General features: G+C 63.8%; 18 protein-coding genes and 1 pseudogene. 8 read left to right on the top strand and 11 right to left on the bottom strand.

Going from position 1 to position 21,995, the window contains the following annotated elements:
- The first annotated feature begins 29 nt into the window (after positions 1-29).
- Positions 30-1,220: a Na+/H+ antiporter NhaA gene (gene nhaA / locus AC0L14_RS03145; protein ID WP_473748631.1), complete on the top strand. Its 1,191-nt coding sequence runs from the start codon at positions 30-32 to the stop codon at positions 1,218-1,220.
- On the opposite strand, the gene AC0L14_RS03140 is transcribed toward nhaA, so the two are convergent.
- The 3 genes from AC0L14_RS03140 to AC0L14_RS03130 all read right to left on the bottom strand — a co-directional run bounded on the left by AC0L14_RS03140 (position 1,217) and on the right by AC0L14_RS03130 (position 3,714).
- Positions 1,217-2,239 (bottom strand): RNA polymerase subunit sigma-70, encoded by a 1,023-nt coding sequence (locus AC0L14_RS03140; RefSeq protein ID WP_473748629.1) that lies wholly within the window; start codon positions 2,237-2,239, stop codon positions 1,217-1,219. The two genes, nhaA and AC0L14_RS03140, sit on opposite strands and share 4 nt — an antisense overlap.
- Before the next feature lie 42 nt (positions 2,240-2,281).
- Positions 2,282-3,028: an SDR family NAD(P)-dependent oxidoreductase gene (locus AC0L14_RS03135; protein WP_473748628.1), complete on the bottom strand. Its 747-nt coding sequence runs from the start codon at positions 3,026-3,028 to the stop codon at positions 2,282-2,284.
- 185 nt (positions 3,029-3,213) lie between these two features.
- Positions 3,214-3,714 carry an MmcB family DNA repair protein gene (locus AC0L14_RS03130; protein WP_473748697.1) on the bottom strand — a complete coding sequence of 167 codons (501 nt, stop codon included), beginning with the start codon at positions 3,712-3,714 and terminating at the stop codon, positions 3,214-3,216.
- 181 nt (positions 3,715-3,895) lie between these two features.
- Here AC0L14_RS03130 and AC0L14_RS03125 point away from each other — a divergent pair, with 181 nt between their 5' ends.
- Both AC0L14_RS03125 and AC0L14_RS03120 read left to right on the top strand, forming a co-directional pair.
- Positions 3,896-4,129 carry a hypothetical protein gene (locus AC0L14_RS03125; RefSeq protein ID WP_473748626.1) on the top strand — a complete coding sequence of 78 codons (234 nt, stop codon included), beginning with the start codon at positions 3,896-3,898 and terminating at the stop codon, positions 4,127-4,129.
- 117 nt (positions 4,130-4,246) lie between these two features.
- Positions 4,247-5,035, top strand: a complete 789-nt coding sequence (locus tag AC0L14_RS03120; RefSeq protein ID WP_473748625.1) for a TSUP family transporter — start codon at positions 4,247-4,249, stop codon at positions 5,033-5,035.
- 81 nt (positions 5,036-5,116) lie between these two features.
- Here the strand turns inward: AC0L14_RS03120 and AC0L14_RS03115 are convergent, their stop codons facing one another.
- Both AC0L14_RS03115 and cueR read right to left on the bottom strand, forming a co-directional pair.
- Positions 5,117-5,332 carry a hypothetical protein gene (locus AC0L14_RS03115; protein ID WP_473748623.1) on the bottom strand — a complete coding sequence of 72 codons (216 nt, stop codon included), beginning with the start codon at positions 5,330-5,332 and terminating at the stop codon, positions 5,117-5,119.
- Between the two features lie 234 nt (positions 5,333-5,566).
- Positions 5,567-5,988, bottom strand: a pseudogene (gene cueR / locus AC0L14_RS03110) (Cu(I)-responsive transcriptional regulator).
- A 225-nt stretch (positions 5,989-6,213) separates the two neighbouring features.
- Here cueR and AC0L14_RS03105 point away from each other — a divergent pair.
- Positions 6,214-6,831, top strand: coding sequence for a L,D-transpeptidase (locus tag AC0L14_RS03105; protein ID WP_473545279.1), 618 nt, complete (start codon positions 6,214-6,216; stop codon positions 6,829-6,831).
- 124 nt (positions 6,832-6,955) lie between these two features.
- On the opposite strand, the gene AC0L14_RS03100 is transcribed toward AC0L14_RS03105, so the two are convergent.
- From AC0L14_RS03100 to trpS, 3 genes are all read right to left on the bottom strand, one after another.
- On the bottom strand, positions 6,956-7,525 hold the full coding sequence (locus AC0L14_RS03100) for a NifU family protein (protein ID WP_287138436.1): 570 nt from the start codon (positions 7,523-7,525) through the stop codon (positions 6,956-6,958).
- Positions 7,526-7,859: 334 nt separating this feature from the next.
- Positions 7,860-8,351, bottom strand: a complete 492-nt coding sequence (locus AC0L14_RS03095; protein WP_095493836.1) for a universal stress protein — start codon at positions 8,349-8,351, stop codon at positions 7,860-7,862.
- An 89-nt stretch (positions 8,352-8,440) separates the two neighbouring features.
- Positions 8,441-9,538 (bottom strand): tryptophan--tRNA ligase, encoded by a 1,098-nt coding sequence (gene trpS / locus AC0L14_RS03090; RefSeq protein ID WP_473748620.1) that lies wholly within the window; start codon positions 9,536-9,538, stop codon positions 8,441-8,443.
- Between the two features lie 425 nt (positions 9,539-9,963).
- Between trpS and AC0L14_RS03085 the strand changes: the two genes are divergently transcribed.
- Positions 9,964-10,125 (top strand): hypothetical protein, encoded by a 162-nt coding sequence (locus AC0L14_RS03085; RefSeq protein ID WP_473748619.1) that lies wholly within the window; start codon positions 9,964-9,966, stop codon positions 10,123-10,125.
- Between the two features lie 30 nt (positions 10,126-10,155).
- On the opposite strand, the gene murJ is transcribed toward AC0L14_RS03085, so the two are convergent.
- On the bottom strand, positions 10,156-11,754 hold the full coding sequence (gene murJ, locus AC0L14_RS03080; RefSeq protein WP_473748617.1) for a murein biosynthesis integral membrane protein MurJ: 1,599 nt from the start codon (positions 11,752-11,754) through the stop codon (positions 10,156-10,158).
- A gap of 46 nt (positions 11,755-11,800) precedes the next feature.
- Positions 11,801-14,602, bottom strand: coding sequence for a [protein-PII] uridylyltransferase (locus AC0L14_RS03075; protein WP_473748616.1), 2,802 nt, complete (start codon positions 14,600-14,602; stop codon positions 11,801-11,803).
- 454 nt (positions 14,603-15,056) lie between these two features.
- Between AC0L14_RS03075 and AC0L14_RS03070 the strand changes: the two genes are divergently transcribed.
- The 3 genes from AC0L14_RS03070 to AC0L14_RS03060 all read left to right on the top strand — a co-directional run bounded on the left by AC0L14_RS03070 (position 15,057) and on the right by AC0L14_RS03060 (position 18,916).
- Positions 15,057-17,561, top strand: a complete 2,505-nt coding sequence (locus AC0L14_RS03070) for a heavy metal translocating P-type ATPase (RefSeq protein ID WP_473748615.1) — start codon at positions 15,057-15,059, stop codon at positions 17,559-17,561.
- A gap of 43 nt (positions 17,562-17,604) precedes the next feature.
- A complete protein-coding gene (gene copM, locus AC0L14_RS03065) occupies positions 17,605-17,991 on the top strand; it encodes a CopM family metallochaperone (protein ID WP_473748613.1) in 387 nt (128 codons plus the stop codon).
- Between the two features lie 79 nt (positions 17,992-18,070).
- Entirely contained in the window at positions 18,071-18,916 is an 846-nt protein-coding gene (locus tag AC0L14_RS03060; RefSeq protein ID WP_473748612.1) for an aldo/keto reductase, read from the top strand.
- A 223-nt stretch (positions 18,917-19,139) separates the two neighbouring features.
- On the opposite strand, the gene mutS is transcribed toward AC0L14_RS03060, so the two are convergent.
- Entirely contained in the window at positions 19,140-21,890 is a 2,751-nt protein-coding gene (gene mutS, locus AC0L14_RS03055) for a DNA mismatch repair protein MutS (RefSeq protein ID WP_473748610.1), read from the bottom strand.
- Positions 21,891-21,995 lie beyond the last annotated feature (105 nt).

Genomic DNA, 21,995 nt, shown 5'->3' with positions numbered 1-21,995 from the left:
GCCCTGCCGGCCGATAGGACGGAGACGACATGCAGGACCAGAAGCCGCGGCCGATCTCCATTTTTCGCGAATTCCTAGCCAGCGAGGCGGCAGGCGGCATCGTCCTGATGGCAGCCGCGGCATTGGCCCTGGTTGTGGCCAATTCGCCGCTGGCCGAAACCTATTTCGATGCCCTTCACGCCTATCTGGGACCACTCAGCGTATCGCACTGGATCAATGACGGCCTGATGGCCGTGTTCTTCCTGCTGGTCGGCCTGGAGATCAAGCGCGAGATGCTGGACGGCCAGCTCTCGACCTGGCCACGCCGCGCCCTGCCCGGCATCGCCGCTGCCGGCGGCATGCTGGTGCCAGCACTTGTCTATGTCGCCATCAACCGCGACAACCCAGCCGCTCTGTCCGGCTGGGCGATCCCGACCGCCACCGACATCGCGTTTGCGCTTGGCGTGCTGTCGCTGCTCGGCAGCCGCGTGCCGGGGTCGCTGAAGGTATTCCTCACCGCGCTCGCCATCATCGACGACCTTGGCGCCGTGATCATCATCGCGGTGTTCTACACGAGCGGCCTGTCGCTCGCCTATCTCGGCGCTGCCTTCGCCGTCATCGCTCTGCTCGTCGTTCTCAACCGCATGAAGGTGCTGACGCTGCTGCCCTATCTGTTGCTTGGTGTCGTGCTGTGGGTGCTGGTGCTGAAATCGGGCGTCCATGCCACGCTCGCCGGCGTGGCGCTGGCCCTGACCATACCTTTGAAAGTCTCCCCGGGCGTCGGACAAGATCTCGAACATTCGCCGCTGCATCGGCTTGAGCACGGCCTGCACAGAATAGTGCCCTTCGTCGTCATCCCGATCTTCGGCTTCGCCAATGCCGGCGTCTCGCTCGCCGGCCTGAGCGCAGCCACCCTGGTCCAGCCGCTGACGCTGGGCGTCGCCGCCGGCCTCGTCGCCGGCAAGCTGGTCGGCGTATTCGGTTCTTCCGCGCTTGCCATCCGGCTCGGCTTCGCCGACCTGCCGGTCAATGCCGGCTGGCTGCACATGATCGGCATTTCGCTGCTCTGCGGCATCGGCTTCACCATGAGCCTGTTCATCGGCCTGCTCGCCTTCGCCAGCAACGTCGAGCTGCAGGACGCGGTCAAGGTCGGCATCCTGGCCGGATCGCTCATCGCGGCACTGCTTGGCGCCGCCGTGCTGCTGATCGCGCCGGCGGCGGGCGAGGCGGAAGCGGACTAGACCGGCGGCAGGCCGAAGGCTGCAAACAGTTCGGGCCCGAGCGGCGGCACATAGATCGTCAGGGAAACGATTTTGCCGTCGGCGGGCTCAATGACATGCAGCGAGTGGGGTCGCCATACACGGTCAGGATGGTCCAGTGCATAGACCCCGACAGCGGGCTGGCCGTTGGCTCGGGTGGCCACCGTGCGATAGCCGGCAAAATTGCCCCACACGGTCTCGATGAAATCGCGGATCGCCTTGCGCCCCTGGTACCATTCCCGCCATGGCGGCATGTGGTAGGTGGCGTCCTCCCTCAAGAGTTCGATGAAGCCGTCGAGGTTGGCGGTCTGCCAGGCACGCATGTAGCGTTCGAGCAGCAGGCCCTCCTCCGGACTGGACCGTGACCGCTGCACGGGGCGTCCCTGAGGGTATCGCTCGCCAAGCGTCGCGCGGGCCCGCTGCAAGGCGCTGTTGATCGAAGCGGCCGATCCACCCAGCAATTGCGCCGTCTCGACCGCAGACCACCCCAGCACGTCGCAAAGCAACAGGGCGGCCCGCTGCCTGGGCGGCAGAAGCTGGATCGCCGCGACGAAGGCAAGTTGCACCGCTTCACGGGTCTCGTAGCGCGCTTCCGGGCCGGGCTCGCCGTCAACGAGGTCCGGAAGCTCGGCGTCCGGATAGGGCTCCAGCCAGGTGAGTTCGGCAGGCCCGCCGACGGCCCGCCCGTTGGAGGGCGGCCGTTCGGGTTGCTGGAGAATGCGATGCGCCGTCGACCTCGCCTTGATGGCGTTGAGGCAGCTATTGGTGGCGATTGTGTAGAGCCAGCCGCGAACCGAGCCTCGTCCGTCGAACTGCGACCGTGCGCGCCACGCCCGCAGGAAAGTGTCCTGCACGAGGTCGTCCGCCTCGTGCAACGAGCCCATCATCCGGTAGCAGTGGAGCTTGAGCTCGCGGCGATGAGCCACTGTCAAGCGCTCGAAGGCCAGCCGATCGAGGACCGGCAGGCCCAATGGCTCAACAGGGCCAGGAGCGTCTGTCATAGGAAGCCCGCGGTGCTGAAGTCGGCTGGCATCCTGCGCGCCTCATGCCGCCGCCGCAAGTCCGCTGCCGCTCACCACGAAGGAGCAGCCCTGCGCTTGGCCGGTGGCGAGCGCGACTACAGCCCGTGCGACATCGGCCGGAGTCTGCATGTCGGTCATGCCCGCCAGGAAGTCCGCCGGGCTAATGCCCATATAGGCCGAAATGCCGTCGATGCCGCGATCGCCGACGCCGGTGCCCGGCATGATGCGCGCCGGCGAAAGCGCCATGAAACGCAGGCCGAAACCAAGTCGGTCCGATTCCTTCTGGCTATGACCGGCGAGGAACAGCTGCATGCGTTTTGCGCCGGCATAGCCGCCAGAGTTCGGCGGCCCGCCGCTGAATGCCGCGCCGCTGGAGATCAGAACCACCCGGCTCCCCGGCTTGAGCCGACCCTGGAGTGCCGCCTTGCAGAACAGGAACGATGCCTTGACGTCCATTTCCCAGTTTGCCGAGAAGTCCTCCCAGCTCTGTTCCTGGACGGGCGCGGACGGAGCGAGGGCGCCGGCGCAGATCACCAGGACGTCTGGTTCAAGCGCGGCGAAAACCGCATCGGGTGCGGTCTCTTTGGTGGCGTCGACCGCCAGCGTCTTCACACCTGATGTCTCCCGGAAGAGCTCTTTCAGGGCTTCTGTGCCACGAGCAACTGCAAGCACTGTTGCCCCTTCGCCAAGCGCGGCTTCCACGATCGAGCGGCCGACACCCCGGCTTCCTCCGATGACGACGACATTCTGACCTTGTAACGATCCCATGGATCACCTCTCTTTCCGCCACCGGACCATTCCAGCGCCTATTGATCAGGACAGCGCAGGCAGGCGAAAATCATCGGTGCAAGATCAAAAATCATCTCGAGGGGATCGGCAGGCCCGCAGAAAGGCACGGTCCGATGCCAACGCTGGGTGGCGACGTGCGAGGCTTGTCGCCGACCGGCGCACTCCTATTCGCTTTCACCGTCCAGCGCTGGCACAGCCACACCGGCGAGTTCCGCCGCGAGCAGCCGCGATGCACCCGCTCGCGCGATCCTCAGCATCAGCGCCTTGCGCGTTGCCGCCGCCAAGCGGTGCTCGGGCGCATCGCGCAGGATTTCGGCGCCGTAGCCGTCGGAGAGGATAAAGCCGCATTCCTGCGGAAAGATCTCCGAGGGCACGCCGGGATGCGTGGCGAAGAAGAAGCGGTCGGAGTGCAGCCGGTAATCCGGCCATTTGCGGTCGACCCTGAAATCCTCGATCGAGGATTTGATCTCGATGATCCAGATGTCACCCTGGCGGGTCAGCGCGACGAGGTCGGCACGGCGCCCGGTCGCCAGCGACAGCTCGGGCAGCACATGCGCGCCCATCTCCTTGAGCAGCCGCTGCACGCCGCGCCTGACCAGCATCGCGCGTTCCGACTGGCGGCCGTCGATGAGAGGGTTGAGAGGAATCGGTGAGATGATTGGCATGGCGGCATCATGCCAGACTTTGTTCACGGTTTGCACCGCCTTTTTGATGCACCCAAGGCGGATGCGTGTGTGGATTTTTACGTGAAATCTCGGTTGGTTCCCAAACGGACGCCGCACGTTTTCCACACATTAGGAATATGAGATACTGTGCGAATGCGGGTGACTCTAAGGAGTTTGGATGATGAACGCGGACGAGATGCAGGCGATAGCCGACCCCCTAATGCGGGTCGTGACGCCTGACATGGCACCCAAGCAATTGATCAAAGCGGCCAGGAAGGAACACCCGAACGCCTCAAAGAAGGACATCGCCCGTGCGGCCTTCTTCTCGATTATCGCCAACGCCGAAGAAGACCACGGCAAGGCAAGGAACCTACAGGCATTCGCCATAGCCGAGCGTGTCGACGGTATCTCTTGATCGGCACTGTAGCTTCATCAAGCATTGACCCCTGCCGCCAATAGGCGATTGTGCAGTTGACCAACCCATCCTGGAAAACGGCTAGCATTCCCAGTCTCGCCACGGCATATCGGTTCAATGATTGAGCGGCGTGGCCTTGGTGCATTTGCAGTTGGAACTGGTGTTGGTTCGCTTGGCGGATTGATCGGCCTTGGCGGTGCAGAATTTCGTCTGCCGTTCCTGATTGGTCTGTTTCGATTTGCCGCTCTTGAAGCCGTGATCTTGAACAAGGCCGCCGGCTTGGTTGTCGTCGCTACGGCGCTGCCATTCCGGGCCACCACGGTGCCGCTAGCGTCGATAGCCGAACAATGGCCGATCATACTCAATCTCTTGGCTGGTAGCCTTCTAGGCGCTTGGTTTGGGGCGGGATGGGCAACGCGGCTCAAGTCCGCAACGCTTTACAAGGTGATTGCCGCGCTGCTGATCCTTATCGCGATTGTCCTGGTTTTCGGTCATGATCCTGATGCTACAGGATTGCAATCGGTCACCGGAGCCGCATTGATCGTTGCCGGGATAATTGCAGGGTTTGCCGTCGGCGTCGTGGCATCCCTGCTCGGCGTGGCAGGCGGCGAACTGCTTATTCCGGCACTTGTCCTTCTGTTCGGTGCCGACATCAAGCTGGCGGGCTCCCTATCGCTGGCGGTAAGCCTGCCGACGATGCTGGTCGGCTTCACGCGCTACAGCCGCGACCAAAGCTTTTCGGTCATCGGCAGGAACAAGGCGTTCTTGCTGGCCATGGCTGCCGGTTCGATTGTCGGGACATATATCGGTGGGCAGTTGCTTGGAGTGGTCCCCGAGCAAATCCTGCTCCCGCTGCTGGCGGCAATTCTGGTGATCTCAGCCTACAAGATCTGGCGGCAAGAATAGCACCACCGCAGCTAGCGCTTGGTCTCGTCGCGTTGACGGCGCACCGGCTCATTCATCTGCGGCGATTATCCCTTAGACGGGTCAGGCCCTTCCCGCGTCCGCCATCTCGATCGCAACCGGCACGCCCTGGCGCAGCGAATTGCTGACCGCGGTAATCGCCTTGGCCTTGTCGATGATCTTCCGGGGATCGGAACCGTCCAGTGCCTCGCAGGAATCCGTCATGATTGTCGAGGTCGCCAGCAAAGGCTTGCCTTCGAGGTTCACTGTAACGCTGACAGTGATCTTTCCGAGCTCCACGCCGATCTCCTCCACGACATAGCGAAGGTCGTTGCAGAAGCATCCTCAGATCGCCAGCGCCAGCAACTGGGCGCCATTGAAGCCGAGCCCCAGCCCTCCAGCCTTGCCTTCAGGCCGGTCACGACGATCGTGTGCCCGCCGGCCCAGCCCATGGTCGCCTGAGTGCCTTCGACAGTGCGCAGTTCGACGGTTGTCGAAATCATCAATCCCCTCCTCACGAAACGTCAAAGACCTTCACACCTGTGCGGATACGCCTTTATCCGGCGACAAGGCAACGCCCGCCATATCGTCCAGGATCGGGCAGTCAGGTCGGTCGTCGCCGTGGCAGGCATGGATCAGCTTCTGCAGGGTCGAGCGCATAGTCTGCAGCTCGCGCACCTTCTCCTCGATTGCACTCACATGCGCGGCGGCGATCTCGCGCACGTCATGGCTGGCGCGGCTGCGGTCCTGGTAGGCGCCATCAGCTGGCGGCAGTCGTCGATGGAAAAGCCGAGATTGCGCGCGCGGCGCAGAAAAGTCAGCCGGTGGATGTCGGCGCCCGAATAGTCGCGGTAGCCGTTGCCGGCGCGCTGCGGTCGGATCAGGCCGATCTCCTCATAGTAGCGGATGGTCTTGGCCGGCAGGCCGGAACGGCGGGCGGCATCTCCGACATTCATGACAGTTCCTCGACTTCTGGCGGGCTGGCGGACCGCCCCATTGAATTTCCTACATAATCTTATGAAGGCCGTTGCCGGAAAGCCACAGTTGCGGACTTACCCGCATGTAAGCGCCTGCATATAGGCATCGCGCGCTTGGCAAGCAAAGCAAATGCCAGCATGAATGATGGCGACAAGGCGGCCGTCTCGTGCCGCTATCTCTTGGGTGGGGCATCGGACCTTTTCATGCGCATGAAGTCATTCGCAATCGTCGCCGCACTTGCGCTGTCGACGGCTATTGCTGGTTGCAGCACCATCGGCTCGCGGATATTCACCAACAACTACGGCCCGATGACCGATGCGGGCTATCAACTGCCGCGCATTCCGATCGAAAAGGTGCCGTTCAAGTACCGCCGGCAGGTCGTTAGCTACGACACCGATGAAAAGCCGGGCACCATCGTCGTCGATACGCAGAACAAGTTTCTCTATTACGTCATGGGCGGCGGCGAGGCGATGCGTTACGGCATCGGCGTCGGCCGCGAGGGTTTTGAATGGCGCGGCACCGCCCGTATCGCGGCGAAGCGCGAATGGCCGACCTGGACGCCGCCTTCGGCGATGATCAGGCGCCAGCCGGAGCTCGCCAAGTTTGCCGGCGGCATGGAGCCGGGATTGACGAACCCACTCGGCGCGCGCGCCCTGTATCTGTTCAACAAGGGCGGCGATTCGGGCTACCGCCTGCATGGCAGCCCGGAGTGGAACTCGATCGGCAAGGCGATGTCGTCGGGCTGCATCCGGCTGATGAACCAGGATATCATCGACCTTTACGACCGCACCTCGGTCGGCGCCAAGGTCATCGTCCTGTAAAAACTTTCATATGCGGACCGTCTAGGCAACAACAGACGTCCAGAACAGAAAACCGGGCACTTTGGCCCGGTTTTTTGTTTTGTTATCGCGTGAAGGTGAATTAGCGTATTTTTGAGCGGAGTCTCTAAGAGACTTGCTCGACCTGCTGAACCTCGGGCACAAAATGCCGGAGCAGGTTCTGGATGCCGTGCTTCAGCGTCGCCGTCGATGACGGGCAGCCGGCGCAGGCGCCCTTCATGTGCAGGAACACGGTGCCGTTCTCGAAACCGCGGAAGGTGATGTCGCCGCCGTCCTGGGCGACGGCCGGGCGCACCCGTGTGTCGAGCAGTTCCTTGATGGTGATGACCAACTCCTCGTCGGCCTTGTCGTAGAATTCGCCGGTCTGACTGGTCTCGGCGGCGGGGCCGGCCCTGGCCATCACCGGCGCGCCGGACATGAAGTGTTCCATGATGGCGCCGAGGATCGCCGGCTTCAGATGCTGCCAGTCGGGACCGTCCTTGGTCACGGTGACGAAATCATAGCCGAAGAAGACGCCGGTGACGCCGGGGATCTCGAACAGGCGGCCGGCCAGCGGCGAAGCCGTAGCGGCGCTGTCGGCATCGCGGAAATCGGCGGTGCCTTCGACAAGCACTTCCTTGCCGGGCAGGAACTTCAATGTTGCCGGATTTGGCGTCGATTCGGTCTGGATGAACATGGATGTCTCCGTGCCCATTCGGGCAGATAGTTTGGAATAATTCTAAATAGGCCTTATCGGCAGGACATTCAAGCGAAAGCCATTGCCGGCCGCCCGAGAGAATGAATTTTCTTCTACAGCGCCGCGCGTCCTTATTGGACGTGCAAGGGCTGTAGCACTTCGATTTTTGCGCTGGCCAGGGATTTTGCGCCAAGGTGTGTTGAGATTCAGGTCAGGCCGCGCCGAGAATGGTGGATTCCGAGAACCGGAGCGGAGCGTACTTAAAGTACGTGAGCACCGGAAGCGCAGGAAGCCGCCGTTCGCAGGCCGGCCTCACCTGAATATCAACTTAACCTTAGGCCAGGCTGTCGATTTCTTCGTCCGACAGGTTCTGCGGCACCACCGTCACCGGGATCGGGAAGGCGGCGCCCTTGCCGGCAACCGCACCGACCAGCGGCCCCGGCCCCTCCTTGCCGGCGCCGGCCGCCAGCACGAGGATGGCGATATCCTGGTCTTCCTCGATCAATTTGTGGATCTCTTCCGTCGGCTTGCCCTCGCGCACCACCAGTTCCGGCTCGATGCCGAGTTTCTGGCGCACCTTGTTGGCGTACGCATCAAGCGCCGCCCGCGCGGTGGCGGTGGCCTCCTCGCGCATGATCTTCTCGACACCCAGCCAATGCTGGAAATCGTCGGGCTCGATCACATAGAGCAGCACCAGCACGCCGTTGGTGCTCTGCGCGCGTTTCGAGGCGTAGACGACGGCCCGCTCGCATTCGGGCGTGTCGTCGATGATCGCCAGGAACTTGCGGCGATGGCCGGCTTCGCGGCTGAGGCGTTTGGAGACCATATTCACCCTGTTCGATGGTTTCGGTCGCAATCTGCCACCGCCACAGCCCGGCCGCAAGCGACCGGCGGATGTAGCGATCTTGGTGCAGATTAGCCCTGCAGCAGGCCGATGATGTCGCGCACGGTCTTCATCGTCGCCTCGGCCAAGGCGCCGGCCCGCTCGCCGCCATCCCTGAGCACCGCGTCGACATAGGCGCGATCATCGGAAATGCGGCGCATTTCGCCGGCGACCGGCGCCAGCTTTTCCACGGCAAGGTCGGCCAGCGCCGGCTTGAACACCGAAAATTGCTGGCCGCCGAACTCTTTCAGCACCGCCTCCTTCGAGATCTCGGCGAGACCTGCATAAATGCCGACGAGGTTTTCGGCTTCGGGCCGGCCGACCAGGCCGTCCAATTCCCCGGGCAGCGCCTCGGGGTCGGTCTTGGCCTTGCGGATCTTCTTGGAGATGGTGTCGGCATCGTCGGTCAGATTGATGCGCGACAGGTCCGACGGATCCGACTTCGACATCTTCTTCGAGCCGTCGCGCAGCGACATGATGCGCGCCGCCGGTCCGCCGATGATCGGTTCGGTCAGCGGGAAATAGCCGTTCACCGTCTCCTCGCCGACCTTCATCTCGACGCCGACGCCAAGGCCGGCGATGCGGTCCGAGAAGTCGTTGTTGAATTTTTGCGCGATGTCGCGTGTCAGCTCCAGATGCTGCTTCTGGTCATCGCCGACCGGCACATGGGTGGCGCGGTAGACGAGGATGTCGGCCGCCATCAGGCTCGGATAGGCGAGCAGCCCAAGCGAGGCGTTCTCGCGATCCTTGCCGGCCTTGTCCTTGAACTGCGTCATCCGGTTCATCCAGCCGATACGGGCCACGCAGTTGAAGATCCAGGCGAGCTCGGCGTGCTGCATGACCCGCGACTGGTTGAAGACGATGTGCTTGTTCGGGTCGATGCCGGAGGCGAGGAACGCCGCGGTGATCGAGCGCGTCTGGTCCCTGAGATCGTCATGGACGAGCTGCGCGGTCAGCGAATGCAGGTCGACGACGCAATAGATGCAATCGGAGGTGTCCTGCAGGGCGACGAATTTCTTGATGGCGCCGAGATAGTTGCCGAGATGCAGATTGCCGGTCGGCTGGACGCCGGAAAAGACGAGCGGCTTGAAGGCAGGCTGATTGAAGACGGGCTGATTGGAGTCAGTCATGGGATTTTCCTGGCTTGTGGAGGGCCGTTTCGCGCGCGGCGAAAGTCTTTCGACGGCGCGCTTATGGACGAGAGCGGGGAGCGGATCAAGGGGCTGTAGGCGATCGCGGCAGAGCAATTGCTTCAGGTCGGATGGCATGTTCGATGTTGTTGGCGCCGCGGTTATAGCGCTTGTCTCGGCTTGACAGGTCGGCGCTGCCCCTCATTGCCCTGCCGGGCATTTCTCCCCGTATAGTGACGGGGAGAAAGCCCCGTCGTCGACGGTTTCGCCAACGACAAGCGTTGCAGGAAGGGCGCCGAGGGGCCGCCAGCCACTTTCTCCCCGTTTACGGGGAGAAATGCCCGGCAGGGCAATGAGGGGCAGCGCCGACATCGATACGTATGATAGGGTGGAATATATTCTGCAAACGATCTGACGAGAAATGGATGACCATCTCCAACGAGAAAGCTGTGGAGCGCCGACATGGCCGCGAGACGCTACTGGAGACAGCGGCGCGACTTCGGGCCGAGTTCGGTATTGAGCTGAGCGAGCAGGCACGTAAGCCGCTGCCGCGCCCGGTCTATGACGAATTGTCCGGCGAAGACTGATGCTTGTCGACGGGGTCGCTACGGTTTGGTTCACGGATCTGGAGACTGTTCCTTGACCGGTGCAGGCCGCTTGCGCCCTATACTGCGCCGGATCATGCCAAAATCCGCCCCCCCGGTGACGAAGGCGGTGACGAAATAAAGCAGCGCCCCGCCGGCGACGAGCCCAAGCAGCGTCGCCGCCTTCACCACCAGCGGCGAGCCGGAAGCGAGGCTGGCGGCAAACCAGTGCTCGGCAAAATACAGCGCCGCCCCCATCACCGCCGCCGACAGCACCAGCCGTGGGATGCGTCTCATGAGCGGCACGTCACGGCCCCAATGGCCGCGCCGGATCAGCACGCCGAGCAGCATCAGCGCATTGACCCAGCCGGCGACAGCCGAGGCGACGGCGATGCCCGGCGCGCCCATCGACGGAAACAGCGTCAGCGCGGTGGTGATGTTCACGGCCACCGAGATGGCGGCGAAGATCATCGGCGTGCGCGTGTCTTCGCGGGCGAAATAGCCGGGCGTGAACGCCTTGATCAGCACGAAGGCCGGCAAGCCCAAGCCGAAGATCGCCAGGATCGCCGCCACAATCGGCGTCGAGTTGTTGGCGGCAAATGCCCCGCGTTCGTAGACCAGCCCCACGATCGGCTCCGACATGACCAGCAGTGCCGCCGCCGCCGGCAAGGTCAGGAACAGCGTGAACTCCACCGACCGGTTCTGCAGATTGGCCGCCTCGATCAGATTGCCTGACTTCAGCGCCCGCGACAGTTCGGGCAGAAGCACGATGGCGACGGCGACGCCGACGACGCCGAGCGGCAGCTGGTAGATGCGGTCGGCATAGGCGAGCGACGACACCGCACTGTCCTGCGCCGAGGCGATCGCCGTGCCGATCAGCTGGTTGATCTGGGTGATGCCGCCGGTGATTGCCGCTGGCAGCGCCAGAATCAGCAGCCGCTTGACATTGGGCGTCATCTTTGGCCGGCGGAAACCGATCGAGATGCCGGCATGGCGCACCGCCACCCAGACGATCGCCAGTTGCACCAGCCCCGCCGCCAGCACGCCCCAGGCCAGTGCGAAGCCGACGGTGCGCGCGTCAGATCCCTTGTGCCAGGCATAGGCGAGCACGCCGATCAGGATGATGTTGAGGAACACCGGCGCCACCGCGGCGGCGAAATAGCGGCGCAGCGAATTCAGCATGCCGGCCATCATGGCGCCGAGCGACATGCAGATCAGGTAGGGAAACATGATGGTCGCAAGCCGGACCGTCATTTCGAACTTTCCCGGCGTGTCGGCAAAGCCCGGCGCCACCAGGTAGCGCACGATCAGCGGCATCGCCAGTTCCATGGCGATGGTCAGCGCCAGCAGCGCCGTGAACAGCACGCCGAACACCTCTTCCGAAAAGCGCTTGGCGCCATCGGTGCCGTGGGTCTCGATCTCCTTGGCGAAGAGCGGCACGAAGGCGGCGTTGAAGGCGCCTTCGGCAAACAGCCGGCGAAAGGTGTTGGGGAACTGGAAGGCGGCGTTGAAGGCGTCGGCGATCGGCCCGGTGCCGAGTGCGGCCGCCATCAGCATCTCACGGCCGAAGCCGAGCGCGCGGCTCATCAGCGTGCCGGAAGCGACCGTCGCGAATTTCTTGACAAGGCTCATGTGTGTGCAGATTGCCTGGGTGATCGGGAAAAATCGAGGACGGCGTTCACTCGGCGGCGGCCTTGGCCTTGCCGCCGCGTTCGGGCACGGCGCCTTCGAGGACCGCAATCAGCCTGTTTTGGATGGCGGCCATGCGCGTCGGGCTGTCGATCTTCTGGCCGGTGAGATCGGTAACATAGAAGGTATCGATGACCTTTTCGCCGAAAGTGGTGATGTGTGCCGAGGCGATGTCGAGCGACAGGTCGGACAACGCCCGGGTGATCTCGGACAGCAGGCCCGGCCGATCCAGCCCCTCGACCTCAATCACCGAGAACCGGTTCGACAGCGTGTTGCGGATTTCAGCGCGCGGCTGGATGCGGAAGACCTTGGCGCCGCGCCGCGGCTTGGTCCGCTTTTCGATCATCTCCGGCAGCCAGCTCTTGCCCGACAGCACGTCCTCAATCAGCCGGCCGACGCGCTCGGCGCGGCGGCGTTCGTCCTCGTCGCGGTCGAATTCCCTCGAGATCAGGATGGTGTCCAGCGCGCGGCCATCGGAGGTGGTGAAGATCTGCGCGTCGACGATGTTGCCGCCGGCCGCCACACAGGCGCCGGCAATGACCGAAAGCAGGCGGGGATGGTCCTGCGCCAGCACGGTGATTTCGGTCACCGCCTCGAACTGGTGGGTCTTGATCACGGTGGCGAGCTTCTTGCCCGCCGCATCCGCCTCGCGGATAAATTCGGCGTGGCGAAGCTGGTCGGCGAGATCGACCGTCAGCAGATAATTCTCGTAGTGCTTGGCGACATAGCGCTTGCGGGCCTTTTCCGGCCAATCGGCGAGCGCCTCGGCCAGCTTTTCGCGGGCTGCCGCGGTGCGCATCGCACGCGACACCTCCGAAAACCCGCCGGTCAACAGCAATTCGGTCTCGTAGTAGAGCGTGCGCAGCAACTGCCCCTTCCAGCCGTTCCAGACGCCCGGCCCGACGCCTCTGATATCGCAGACGGTGAGGACGAGCAGCAGCTTCAGCCGTTCGACCGACTGCACGGTCGCGGCAAAATCCTCGATCGTCTTGCGGTCGTTGAGATCGCGCGTTTGCGCCGTCATCGACATGATCAGATGGTTCTCGACCAGCCAGGCGACTGTTTCGGTATCGGCCGCCGACAGCCCCATATGCGGGCAGGTGCGCCGCGCGATGCGAGCGCCCGCTTCGGAATGATCCTCCGGCCGCCCCTTGGCGATGTCGTGCAAAAGCACCGCGACATAGAGCGCCTCGCGGCTTTTCTTCAGCCCGGGCATCAGCGAGTGGGCGAGCGGGTGGATCTTTTCACCGTCGCCACGCTCGATCTCGGCCAGCACGCCGATACAGCGGATCAAATGCTCGTCCACCGTGTAGTGGTGGTACATCGAGAACTGCATCATGGCGACGATCTTGCCGAAATCCGGGATCAGCTTTGCCAGCAATCCCGCCTCGTTCATGCGCCTGAGATTGAGTTCGGCGTTGCGGTCCGACGTCAAGATGTCGAGGAACAGCCGGTTGGCTTCCTCGTCGCGTCTGAGCGCCTTGCCGACGAGGCCGAGCGAACGGGTCAGCAGCTTCAGCGCATCGGGGTGAAATTCCAGCCCGTGCTTGTCGGCAAACCAGAACAGCCTCAAGAGATTGACCGGATCGCGCTCGAACACCAGGTCGTCGGCGATGTTGATGCGATGGTTGTCGATAATGAAATCGGACGTGCCGGCAAGCTTGCGCTTGCGGCGCGAGAAGGTGAGAAAGATACGGTTGAAGCCCGGCACATGCTTGGCCTGCTCTTCCTCGAGCGCAGCGCAGAAGATGCGGGTCAGATCCCCGACATCCTTGGCGACGAGGAAGTAGTGCTTCATGAAGCGTTCGACCGCCGACAGGCCCGGATGTGTGGTGTAGCCCAGCCGTTCGGCGATCTCGCGCTGGATGTCGAAATGCAGCCGTTCCTCGGCCTTGCCGGTGAGGAAATGCATGTGGCAGCGCACCGCCCACAGGAAGTCCTCGGCCTTCTGGAATTCCCGGTATTCGGTGCCGGTGAAGACGCCCTTGTCGACCAGCTCCTCGCCGGTGCGCACCCGGTAGAAATACTTGCCGATCCAGAACAGCGTCTGCAGGTCGCGCAGGCCGCCCTTGCCGTCCTTGACGTTGGGTTCGACCAGATAGCGGCTTTCGCCTGCCTTGGCATGGCGCTCGTCGCGTTCGGCAAGCTTGGCCTGCACATATTCGGGCCCGGTCGTGCGCACCACCTCGCGGTCGAAACGCTGCAAGAGCTCGTCATAGAGTTTCTGCTCGCCCCACAGGAAACGCGCTTCCAGGATCGAGGTGCGGATGGTGATGTCGGTGCGCGACAGCCGCAGGCATTCGTCGATGTTGCGGGTGGCGTGACCGACCTTCAGCCCCAGATCCCACAGTATGTAGAGCATGTATTCGACGATCTGCTCGCCCCATGGCGTCTGCTTGTAGGGCAGCAGGAAGAGGAGATCGATGTCGGATCCCGGCGCCAGCGTGCCGCGGCCGTAGCCGCCGACCGCGACGACGGCCATGCGTTCGGCCGAAGACGGGTTTTTGACGCGATAGACATGGGTGGCGGCGAAGTCGTAGAGCGCGCGGATGATCTCGTCCATGAGATGCGACAACCGGGCGGCGCAGGCGGTGCCGCTGCCGTCCTCCATCAGCATGCGTTCGGCGATGCTGCGGCCGGCGGCCAGCCTGCCCTTGAGAAGCTGGAGAACACCGGCGCGCTCAGCCTTGCCGGAGCCGTCGCCTGCCGTGGCCGCGGTCAGCGCGGTCATCTCGCGGCGCAAGGCTTCGCCGTCGATCAGTTCATCGAGCTTTAGAGAGATTCTTGCCATAAGTGCCGTTCGGCCTCGCCGTTTTGGCGGCGTCTATAGCGCGTTTTCGCAGCGCTGGGTATGGGGCGGACGGACACGCTCTCCACGGTAGTCCAACTCGATGATCGCCTCCTGGCGCCGCCGGCAGATGCCGTCTTCTTGTGTCTTTTGACCATGCGATTGCAACCCACCGGTCGCTCCGCTCCGAGTTGAGCAGGCTTGGCAAATCCGATCGCCTTGCCGCCTAGGAACTGGTCCTGGACGCACAGCGCCGGAACAGGCTGATAGATGGTCTTGCTCGACGATGTTGCCAAGCCCAAAGTGGCGGGCGTCGATGGCAGCAGTTGCGTGCGTTTTTTCTCCCAGGCCGTCCGGTATGCATCGCGGCACGAAAGGGTCGAAATTGGCCCTTGACCTTCCAGTCGCTGGAAGCACTACCTCCGTTTTCACGATCGAGACAGAGAGGCCTTTCCGCATGACGCATTCCGACCATAACCATCACGCCCATAGCGGCTGCTGCGCGGCAAAAGCTGTTCCGTCCGTCGCCGAAGCCGTCATTCGCGACCCGGTCTGCGGCATGACCGTCGATCCGACTGCCGGCAAGCCGACAGCCGAGCATGGCGGCCATCGCTATCATTTCTGCAGCGAGCGCTGCCGTTCGAAATTCACGGCCAAGCCGGAAAACTACCTGACCGCCACCGACCCGGTCTGCGGCATGCATGTCGACCGTGCCACCGCGAAGCACTTTTCCCGGCATGAAGGCCAGGGCTTCTATTTCTGCTCGGCCGGCTGCAAGGTGAAATTCGAGGCAGAGCCGGCAAAGTATCTTGGCGACAGGTCGGAGCCGCAGCCGATGCCGAAAGGCACGCAATACACCTGCCCGATGCATCCGGAAATCGTCCGCGACAAGCCAGGCGCCTGCCCAATCTGCGGCATGGCCCTGGAACCGATGGGCGTGCCAACCGGCGAAGAGGGACCGAACCCGGAACTGGTCGATTTCACCAGGCGCTTCTGGGTGAGTGCCGTATTGTCCGTGCCATTGCTGATATTCGCGATGGCCCCGATGCTTGGCATGACGGTTAGCGCCTTCATCGAGGATTCGGCGAAGGTCTGGGTGGAACTGGCGCTGGCGAGCCCGGTTGTATTGTGGGCCGCTTTTCCCTTCTTCCACCGCGGCTGGGATTCGGTTCTCAACCGCAGCCCCAACATGTGGACGCTGATTTCGCTTGGTGTTGGTGCGGCCTATCTCTACAGCGTCGTCGCCACGCTGTTCCCGGACATATTTCCGCACCAGTTCCGCGGTCATGAGGGCACGGTGCCGGTCTATTTCGAGGCGGCCGCCGTCATCGTGGCGCTGGTTTTCCTCGGCCAGGTGCTGGAATTGCGCGCCCGTGAAAAAACCGGCTCGGCGATCCGCGCGCTGCTCGACCTCGCGCCGAAGACGGCGCGGCTGATTGGCGAGGACGGTTCCGAAAACGACGTGCCGCTCGACACCGTCAAGGCCGGCGATCGCCTGCGCATCCGCCCCGGCGATGCCGTGCCGGTCGACGGCATCGTGCTGGAAGGCCGCTCTTCCATCGACGAATCGATGCTGTCAGGCGAGCCGCTGCCGGTCGAAAAGACTGAAGGCGACCCCCTCACCGGCGGCACGCTCAACAAGAACGGTTCGCTGATCATGCGTGCCGAGAGGATCGGCGCCGAAACCACGCTGGCGCGGATCGTCGAGCTCGTCGCCAAGGCGCAGCGTTCGCGCGCGCCGATCCAGGGCCTGGCCGACCGCGTCTCCTTCTATTTCGTCCCGGCCGTCGTGGTGGTTGCGATCGTTGCGTTCATCGCCTGGGCGATGTTCGGGCCGCAACCCAGCCTGATCTTTGCCATCGTCTCGGCGGTCTCGGTGCTGATCATCGCCTGTCCCTGCGCGCTGGGCCTTGCCACGCCGATGTCGATCATGACCGCCACAGGGCGCGGCGCGCATGCCGGCGTGCTGATCAAGGACGCCGAGGCGCTCGAACGCTTTGCCTCGGTCGACACGCTGATTGTCGACAAGACCGGCACCTTGACCCAAGGCCGGCCGAGAGTGACGGACGTCATCGCCGCCGAGGGCATGACGGAAGATGATCTGCTGGCACTTGCCGCCGGCCTCGAAAAAGGCTCGGAGCATCCGCTGGCCGAGGCGATCGTCGAAGGTGCCAGTGAGCGCGGGGTAAAAATTCCCGACGCCGGCGGTTTCGAGGCGGTCACCGGCAAGGGCGTTTCCGGCACGGTGTCGGGAAAGAAGGTCGCGCTCGGCAACGCTGCGATGATGGCCGATCTCGGCATCGATATCGCATCTATCTCCACCAGCGCCGAGACGCTGCAGGCCGAGGGCAAGACTGCGATGTTCGTCGCCGTCGGCAACAAACTGGCCGGCATCGTCGCCGTCGCCGACCCCATAAAGGCGACGACATCAGAGGCGATCAAGGCGCTGCACGACCGGGGCCTGAAGATCATCATGGCGACCGGCGATAACGAACGCACGGCGAAGGCCATCGCAAGCAAACTCGGCATCGACGAGGTGCGTGCCGGCCTGCTGCCGGAACAGAAGAGCGCGCTGGTCGGGGAGTTGCGCGCCAGGGGCGCCGGCGTCGCCATGGCCGGCGACGGCGTCAACGACGCGCCGGCGCTGGCCGCCGCCGATGTCGGCATCGCCATGGGCACCGGCGCCGATGTAGCGGTCGAAAGCGCTGGGATCACGCTGGTCAAGGGCGATCTCAACGGCATCGCCCGGGCCCGCACACTCGCCCAGGCGACGATCCGCAACATCCGCCAGAACCTGTTCTTCGCCTTCCTCTACAACGTGCTTGGCGTGCCGGTCGCCGCCGGCGTGCTCTATCCGCTCACCGGCACGCTGTTGTCGCCGATGCTGGCGGCGGCGGCGATGAGCCTGTCCTCGGTTTCGGTCATCACCAACGCGTTGCGGCTCAGGACGTTGAAACTCTGAGCCCAGTCCCCAGATAGAAATTCGTTCAAAAAGGAGACAATGAATGACCTTGGCCAAGAAGATCGTGCTGCTGCTGATGGCGGCGGGAATGCTGCTTGCCGTTTTCCTCGAAAGCATTCCGTCGCAAGCCCAGGAGATGAAACACGACATGGGCGCGATGGGCGCGCAAGGCCCCTCGACCGACGGCTACAAGACGGCGATGGACAAGATGCACACCGCCATGATGGCGATCGAACATTCCGGCAATGCCGATGTCGATTTCGCCCGCGGCATGATCCCGCATCACCAGGCGGCGATCGACATGGCCAAGGTCGAGCTTGCCAATGGCAAGGATCCGGAAATGCGCAAGCTGGCCGAAGCGGTGATCGCCGCGCAGGAAGCCGAGATCAAGCAGATGCAGGCCTGGCTCGCCGCCCATCCGGTGAAGTAGCACCAGGCAGATCGCGGGAAATCCGGGGTGGATTTCTCCCGAAGGGTGTGGTGCCATCCGGTCTCGACTGGAGTGCGCCATGCCGGCAACGATAAGAACCACCACATTGCCCTCGGGCGAAGCCGTTCCCGTGCTTGGTCAAGGCACGTGGAAAATGGGTGAGGACGCCCGCCGCCACGCCGATGAGGTCAACGCGCTCAAGCTCGGGCTCGATCTCGGCATGATGCTGATCGACACCGCCGAAATGTATGCCAGCGGCGGGGCCGAGGAGGTGGTGGCGGATGCCATTGCCGGGCGCCGCGACGAGGTGTTCCTGGTCTCCAAGGTGCTGCCGTCCAACGCCTCGCGCACCGGCGTGCTGGCGGCCTGCGACAGAAGCCTCAGGCATCTGCGCACCGACCGGATCGATCTCTATCTGCTGCATTGGCCCGGCAGCGTGCCTCTGGCGGAAACGGCCGAGGCCTTCGAGGCGTTGAAAAAGGCCGGCAAGATCCGCCACTGGGGCGTCAGCAATTTCGACACCCATGAGATGGAGGAACTGGTCAGCCTGCCTGCTGGCGACAGCGTCCAGACCAACCAGATCCTCTACAATCTGTCCCAGCGCGGCCCGGAATTCGACCTTGTGCCCTGGAGCCGGCAGCGCGGCATTCCGCTGATGGCCTATTCGCCGGTCGATCAGGGCGTATTGGCGCGCAACGCCAGGCTCGAAGCCATTGCCGCCCGCCACAATGCCACGGCGGCTCAGCTGGCGCTGGCCTGGGTGATGGCACAGGACGGCGTCATTGCCATTCCAAAGGCCGGCAGGCAAGAGCATGTCCGCCAGAATGTCGCTGCGTTGGACATCGAGCTCACCTCGGAAGATTTCGCCGACATCGACCGTGCCTTCCCGCCACCGACCCGCAAGCGCGGGCTGCAGATGATTTGAGGATAGTAGCGGGGATCAGGCTAAGGTCGCATTCCTTCGCGCCCTCTCTGTCCTGCCGGACATCTCCCCCACAGGTGGGGAGATTGGCTATCACCATCGCTTTCGCCAAGCTCCAACGCTGGAGAAAAGATGCTGTCTGCGAAGCTGCCAACCTCCCCCCAAGTGGGGGAGATGTCCGGCGGGACAGAGGGGGCGCCGTAGAGCACTATCGTACGAAGCTTGACTACTTCCCCGCCATTCCCTTCAGCCGATACAGCGCCTCCAGCGCCTCCCGTGGCGTCATCTCGTCGGGATTGATCTCCCCTAGCGCCGCGCTCAGTCCATCGCTCTTTGCCGGCTTTTGCGCCTCTCGTTTCACCGCCACCGAAAACAGCGGCAGATCGTCGACCAGCCGGTTTGCCTTGCCCGACACCTCGCCCGCTTCCAGCTGGTGCAGCACTTCCCTGGCCCGCCCGACCGCCGCTTCCGGCAGGCCGGCCAGACGCGCCACCTGCACGCCATAGGAGCGGTCGGCGGCACCCTTGCCGACCTCGTGCAGGAAGACCACGTCGCCCTCCCATTCCTTGACCCGCATGGTGACATTGTGCAGTCGAGCGAGCTTGCTGGCCAGCGCCGTCATCTCGTGGAAATGGGTGGCGAAAATCGCCCGGCAGCGGTTCTTCTCGTGCAGATACTCGACCGCCGCCCAGGCGATCGACAGGCCGTCGAAGGTAGCGGTGCCGCGGCCGATCTCGTCGAGGATCACCAGCGCGCGCTCGCCGGCCTGGTTGAGGATCGCCGCCGTTTCGACCATCTCGACCATGAAGGTCGAACGGCCGCGCGCCAGATCGTCGGAAGCGCCGACACGTGAAAACAGCCGGTCGACGACGCCGATATGAGCTGATGCCGCGGGCACGAAGGAGCCGGTCTGGGCGAGGATGGCGATCAGCGCGTTCTGCCTGAGGAAGGTCGATTTGCCGCCCATATTGGGTCCGGTCAGCAGCCAGATCGCGCCGTTTTTGGCATCGCCCTCTGGTGATAGGTCGCAATCATTGGCGACGAACGGTCCTTCGCCCGAACGCCGCAGCGACTGTTCGACCACCGGATGCCGCCCGCCCGAAATTGCGAAGGCGAGGCTCGCGTCCACCACCGGCCGGCACCAGGCCTCGCTTTCGGAAAGCAGCGCAAGTGCCGACGACACGTCAAGCACGGCAAGCGCATCGGCGCCGGCGCGGATCTTGTCCGACAGGCCGACCGCTTCCGCTGTCAGCCTGTCGAAGGCGGCAAGCTCGATCGCCAGCGCCCGGTCGGCGGCATTGGCGATCTTCGATTCCAGCTCGGCCAGTTCCGTCGTGGTGAAGCGCATGGCGTTGGCCATGGTCTGGCGATGGATGAAGCGCGCCTTCGCCCCATCGCTGCTCGTCATGATCGCATGGTGGTTGGCGGTGACTTCGATGTAGTAGCCAAGCACATTGTTGTGCCGGATTTTCAGCGAGCGGATGCCGGTTTCGTCGATCAGCGAGCGCTCCAGCCCGGCGATGACCTTGCGCGATTCGTCGCGCAGCGCTCGCATCTCATCGAGCTCACCATGATAGCTGGAACGGACGAAGCCGCCATCGCGCTTGAGCAGCGGCAGCTCGTCACTGAGCGCCTGCGTCAGATGCTCGGCCAGCGGGCGTGGCAGCGCCTCGATCGCCGCCAGCGCCGCCGCCAGTTCCTGCGGCAGGGCGGTCGCCCCAAACAGTTCGGCAATAGCGCCGGCTGCCTCGAACCCGGCGCGCAGCGCGCCGAGGTCGCGCGGGCCACCGCGGTTGAGCGCCAGCCGCGACAGGGCGCGGGGCATGTCGGCGACGCTCTTCAGGCTCGCCCGCACCGCCTGGCACAGTCGAGTCTCGGAGCGGAAGAACGATACCGAATCCAGCCTTGCACCAATTGCCGCCGGGTCGGTCAGTGGCGCCATCAGCCGGTCGGCGAGCAGCCGCGCGCCGCCGCCGGTCACCGTGCGGTCGATCGCCTTGAACAGCGAACCCTCACGGCTGCCGGACAGGGTGCGCAGCAGTTCCAGATTGGCGCGTGTCGCCGGATCGATGAACAGCGTCGAACCCTGCTCCTCGCGCTCGGGCCGCGACAGCGGCGGCCGCTCGGCCTTCTGCGTCTTTTCGACATAGGCGATGGCGCCTGAGATCGCCGATAGTTCGGCGCGGGAAAACGTGCCGAAACTGTCCGGCGTCGCCACCTCGAAGAAGCGGGCGATGCGCCCGGCGGCCGACGCTGAATCGAACAGGCTCGGTGGCTGCGGATTGGCGACCCGGCCGAGCACATCGAACACCGGTTTCAGCTCGGCGTCGTAAAACACCGGCTCGGCGACGATCAACTCGCGTGGGTCGACGCGAAAGACATCGGCGAGCAGCCGGTCGGCGGTGGTCTCGGCAACGCGGAAGGCGCCGGTCGAGATCTCGATCCAGGCCAGCGCAAAACTTCCTTGGCTCCCTGTCGCGCTGCCGCGCTCCCCGCCTCTTGGTTCCGCTCCGCCTTTGACCCGGCCAAGTGCCATCAAGAAACTCGATTCCGACGGCGCCAGCAACTTGTCCTCGGTGATCGTGCCTGGCGTCACCAGCCGCACCACGTCGCGTCGCACCACCGATTTGCCGCCGCGTTTCTTTGCCTCGGCCGGATCCTCGATCTGCTCGCAGACGGCGACGCGGAACCCTTGTCCGATCAGCTTCTGCAGATAGTCGTCGGCGGCATGCACCGGCACACCGCACATCGGGATGTCGAGGCCCTGGTGCTTGCCGCGCTTGGTCAGGACGATGCCGAGCGCCCGGCTCGCCTTCTCAGCGTCGTCGAAGAACAGCTCGTAGAAATCGCCCATGCGGTAGAACAGCAGCGAATCCGGGTTCGCCGCCTTGATCTCGATATACTGCTCCATCATCGGCGTCGCCGGCGCAAAGGCCGTCGTAGCGCTGTCGCTGCGAATGGGCGTTTCGTCGTTCAAGAAGCTGCTTCCAAAATTTGCCAAGCCATCTGCTTGGCGGTTTACAGCGGCGAAGTGTAGCCTTAATCCCGAACGTTCCACAAAAGAAAGCATTGCACCCGTCTC

The sequence above is a fragment of the Mesorhizobium sp. WSM4841 genome, from assembly GCF_055811515.1.
The sequence above is the reverse complement of the archived record's forward strand: the minus strand, read 5'-3'. Positions and strand labels throughout refer to the sequence as shown.

Coding starts and splice junctions, on each gene's coding strand:
- nhaA (WP_473748631.1), top strand. CDS start 30: ATGCAGGACCAGAAGCCGCGGCCGATCTCCATTTTTCGCGAATTCCTA.
- AC0L14_RS03140 (WP_473748629.1), bottom strand. CDS start 2,239: ATGACAGACGCTCCTGGCCCTGTTGAGCCATTGGGCCTGCCGGTCCTC.
- AC0L14_RS03135 (WP_473748628.1), bottom strand. CDS start 3,028: ATGGGATCGTTACAAGGTCAGAATGTCGTCGTCATCGGAGGAAGCCGG.
- AC0L14_RS03130 (WP_473748697.1), bottom strand. CDS start 3,714: ATGCCAATCATCTCACCGATTCCTCTCAACCCTCTCATCGACGGCCGC.
- AC0L14_RS03125 (WP_473748626.1), top strand. CDS start 3,896: ATGAACGCGGACGAGATGCAGGCGATAGCCGACCCCCTAATGCGGGTC.
- AC0L14_RS03120 (WP_473748625.1), top strand. CDS start 4,247: ATGATTGAGCGGCGTGGCCTTGGTGCATTTGCAGTTGGAACTGGTGTT.
- AC0L14_RS03105 (WP_473545279.1), top strand. CDS start 6,214: ATGCGCATGAAGTCATTCGCAATCGTCGCCGCACTTGCGCTGTCGACG.
- AC0L14_RS03100 (WP_287138436.1), bottom strand. CDS start 7,525: ATGTTCATCCAGACCGAATCGACGCCAAATCCGGCAACATTGAAGTTC.
- AC0L14_RS03095 (WP_095493836.1), bottom strand. CDS start 8,351: ATGGTCTCCAAACGCCTCAGCCGCGAAGCCGGCCATCGCCGCAAGTTC.
- trpS (WP_473748620.1), bottom strand. CDS start 9,538: ATGACTGACTCCAATCAGCCCGTCTTCAATCAGCCTGCCTTCAAGCCG.
- AC0L14_RS03085 (WP_473748619.1), top strand. CDS start 9,964: ATGACCATCTCCAACGAGAAAGCTGTGGAGCGCCGACATGGCCGCGAG.
- murJ (WP_473748617.1), bottom strand. CDS start 11,754: ATGAGCCTTGTCAAGAAATTCGCGACGGTCGCTTCCGGCACGCTGATG.
- AC0L14_RS03075 (WP_473748616.1), bottom strand. CDS start 14,602: ATGGCAAGAATCTCTCTAAAGCTCGATGAACTGATCGACGGCGAAGCC.
- AC0L14_RS03070 (WP_473748615.1), top strand. CDS start 15,057: ATGACGCATTCCGACCATAACCATCACGCCCATAGCGGCTGCTGCGCG.
- copM (WP_473748613.1), top strand. CDS start 17,605: ATGACCTTGGCCAAGAAGATCGTGCTGCTGCTGATGGCGGCGGGAATG.
- AC0L14_RS03060 (WP_473748612.1), top strand. CDS start 18,071: ATGCCGGCAACGATAAGAACCACCACATTGCCCTCGGGCGAAGCCGTT.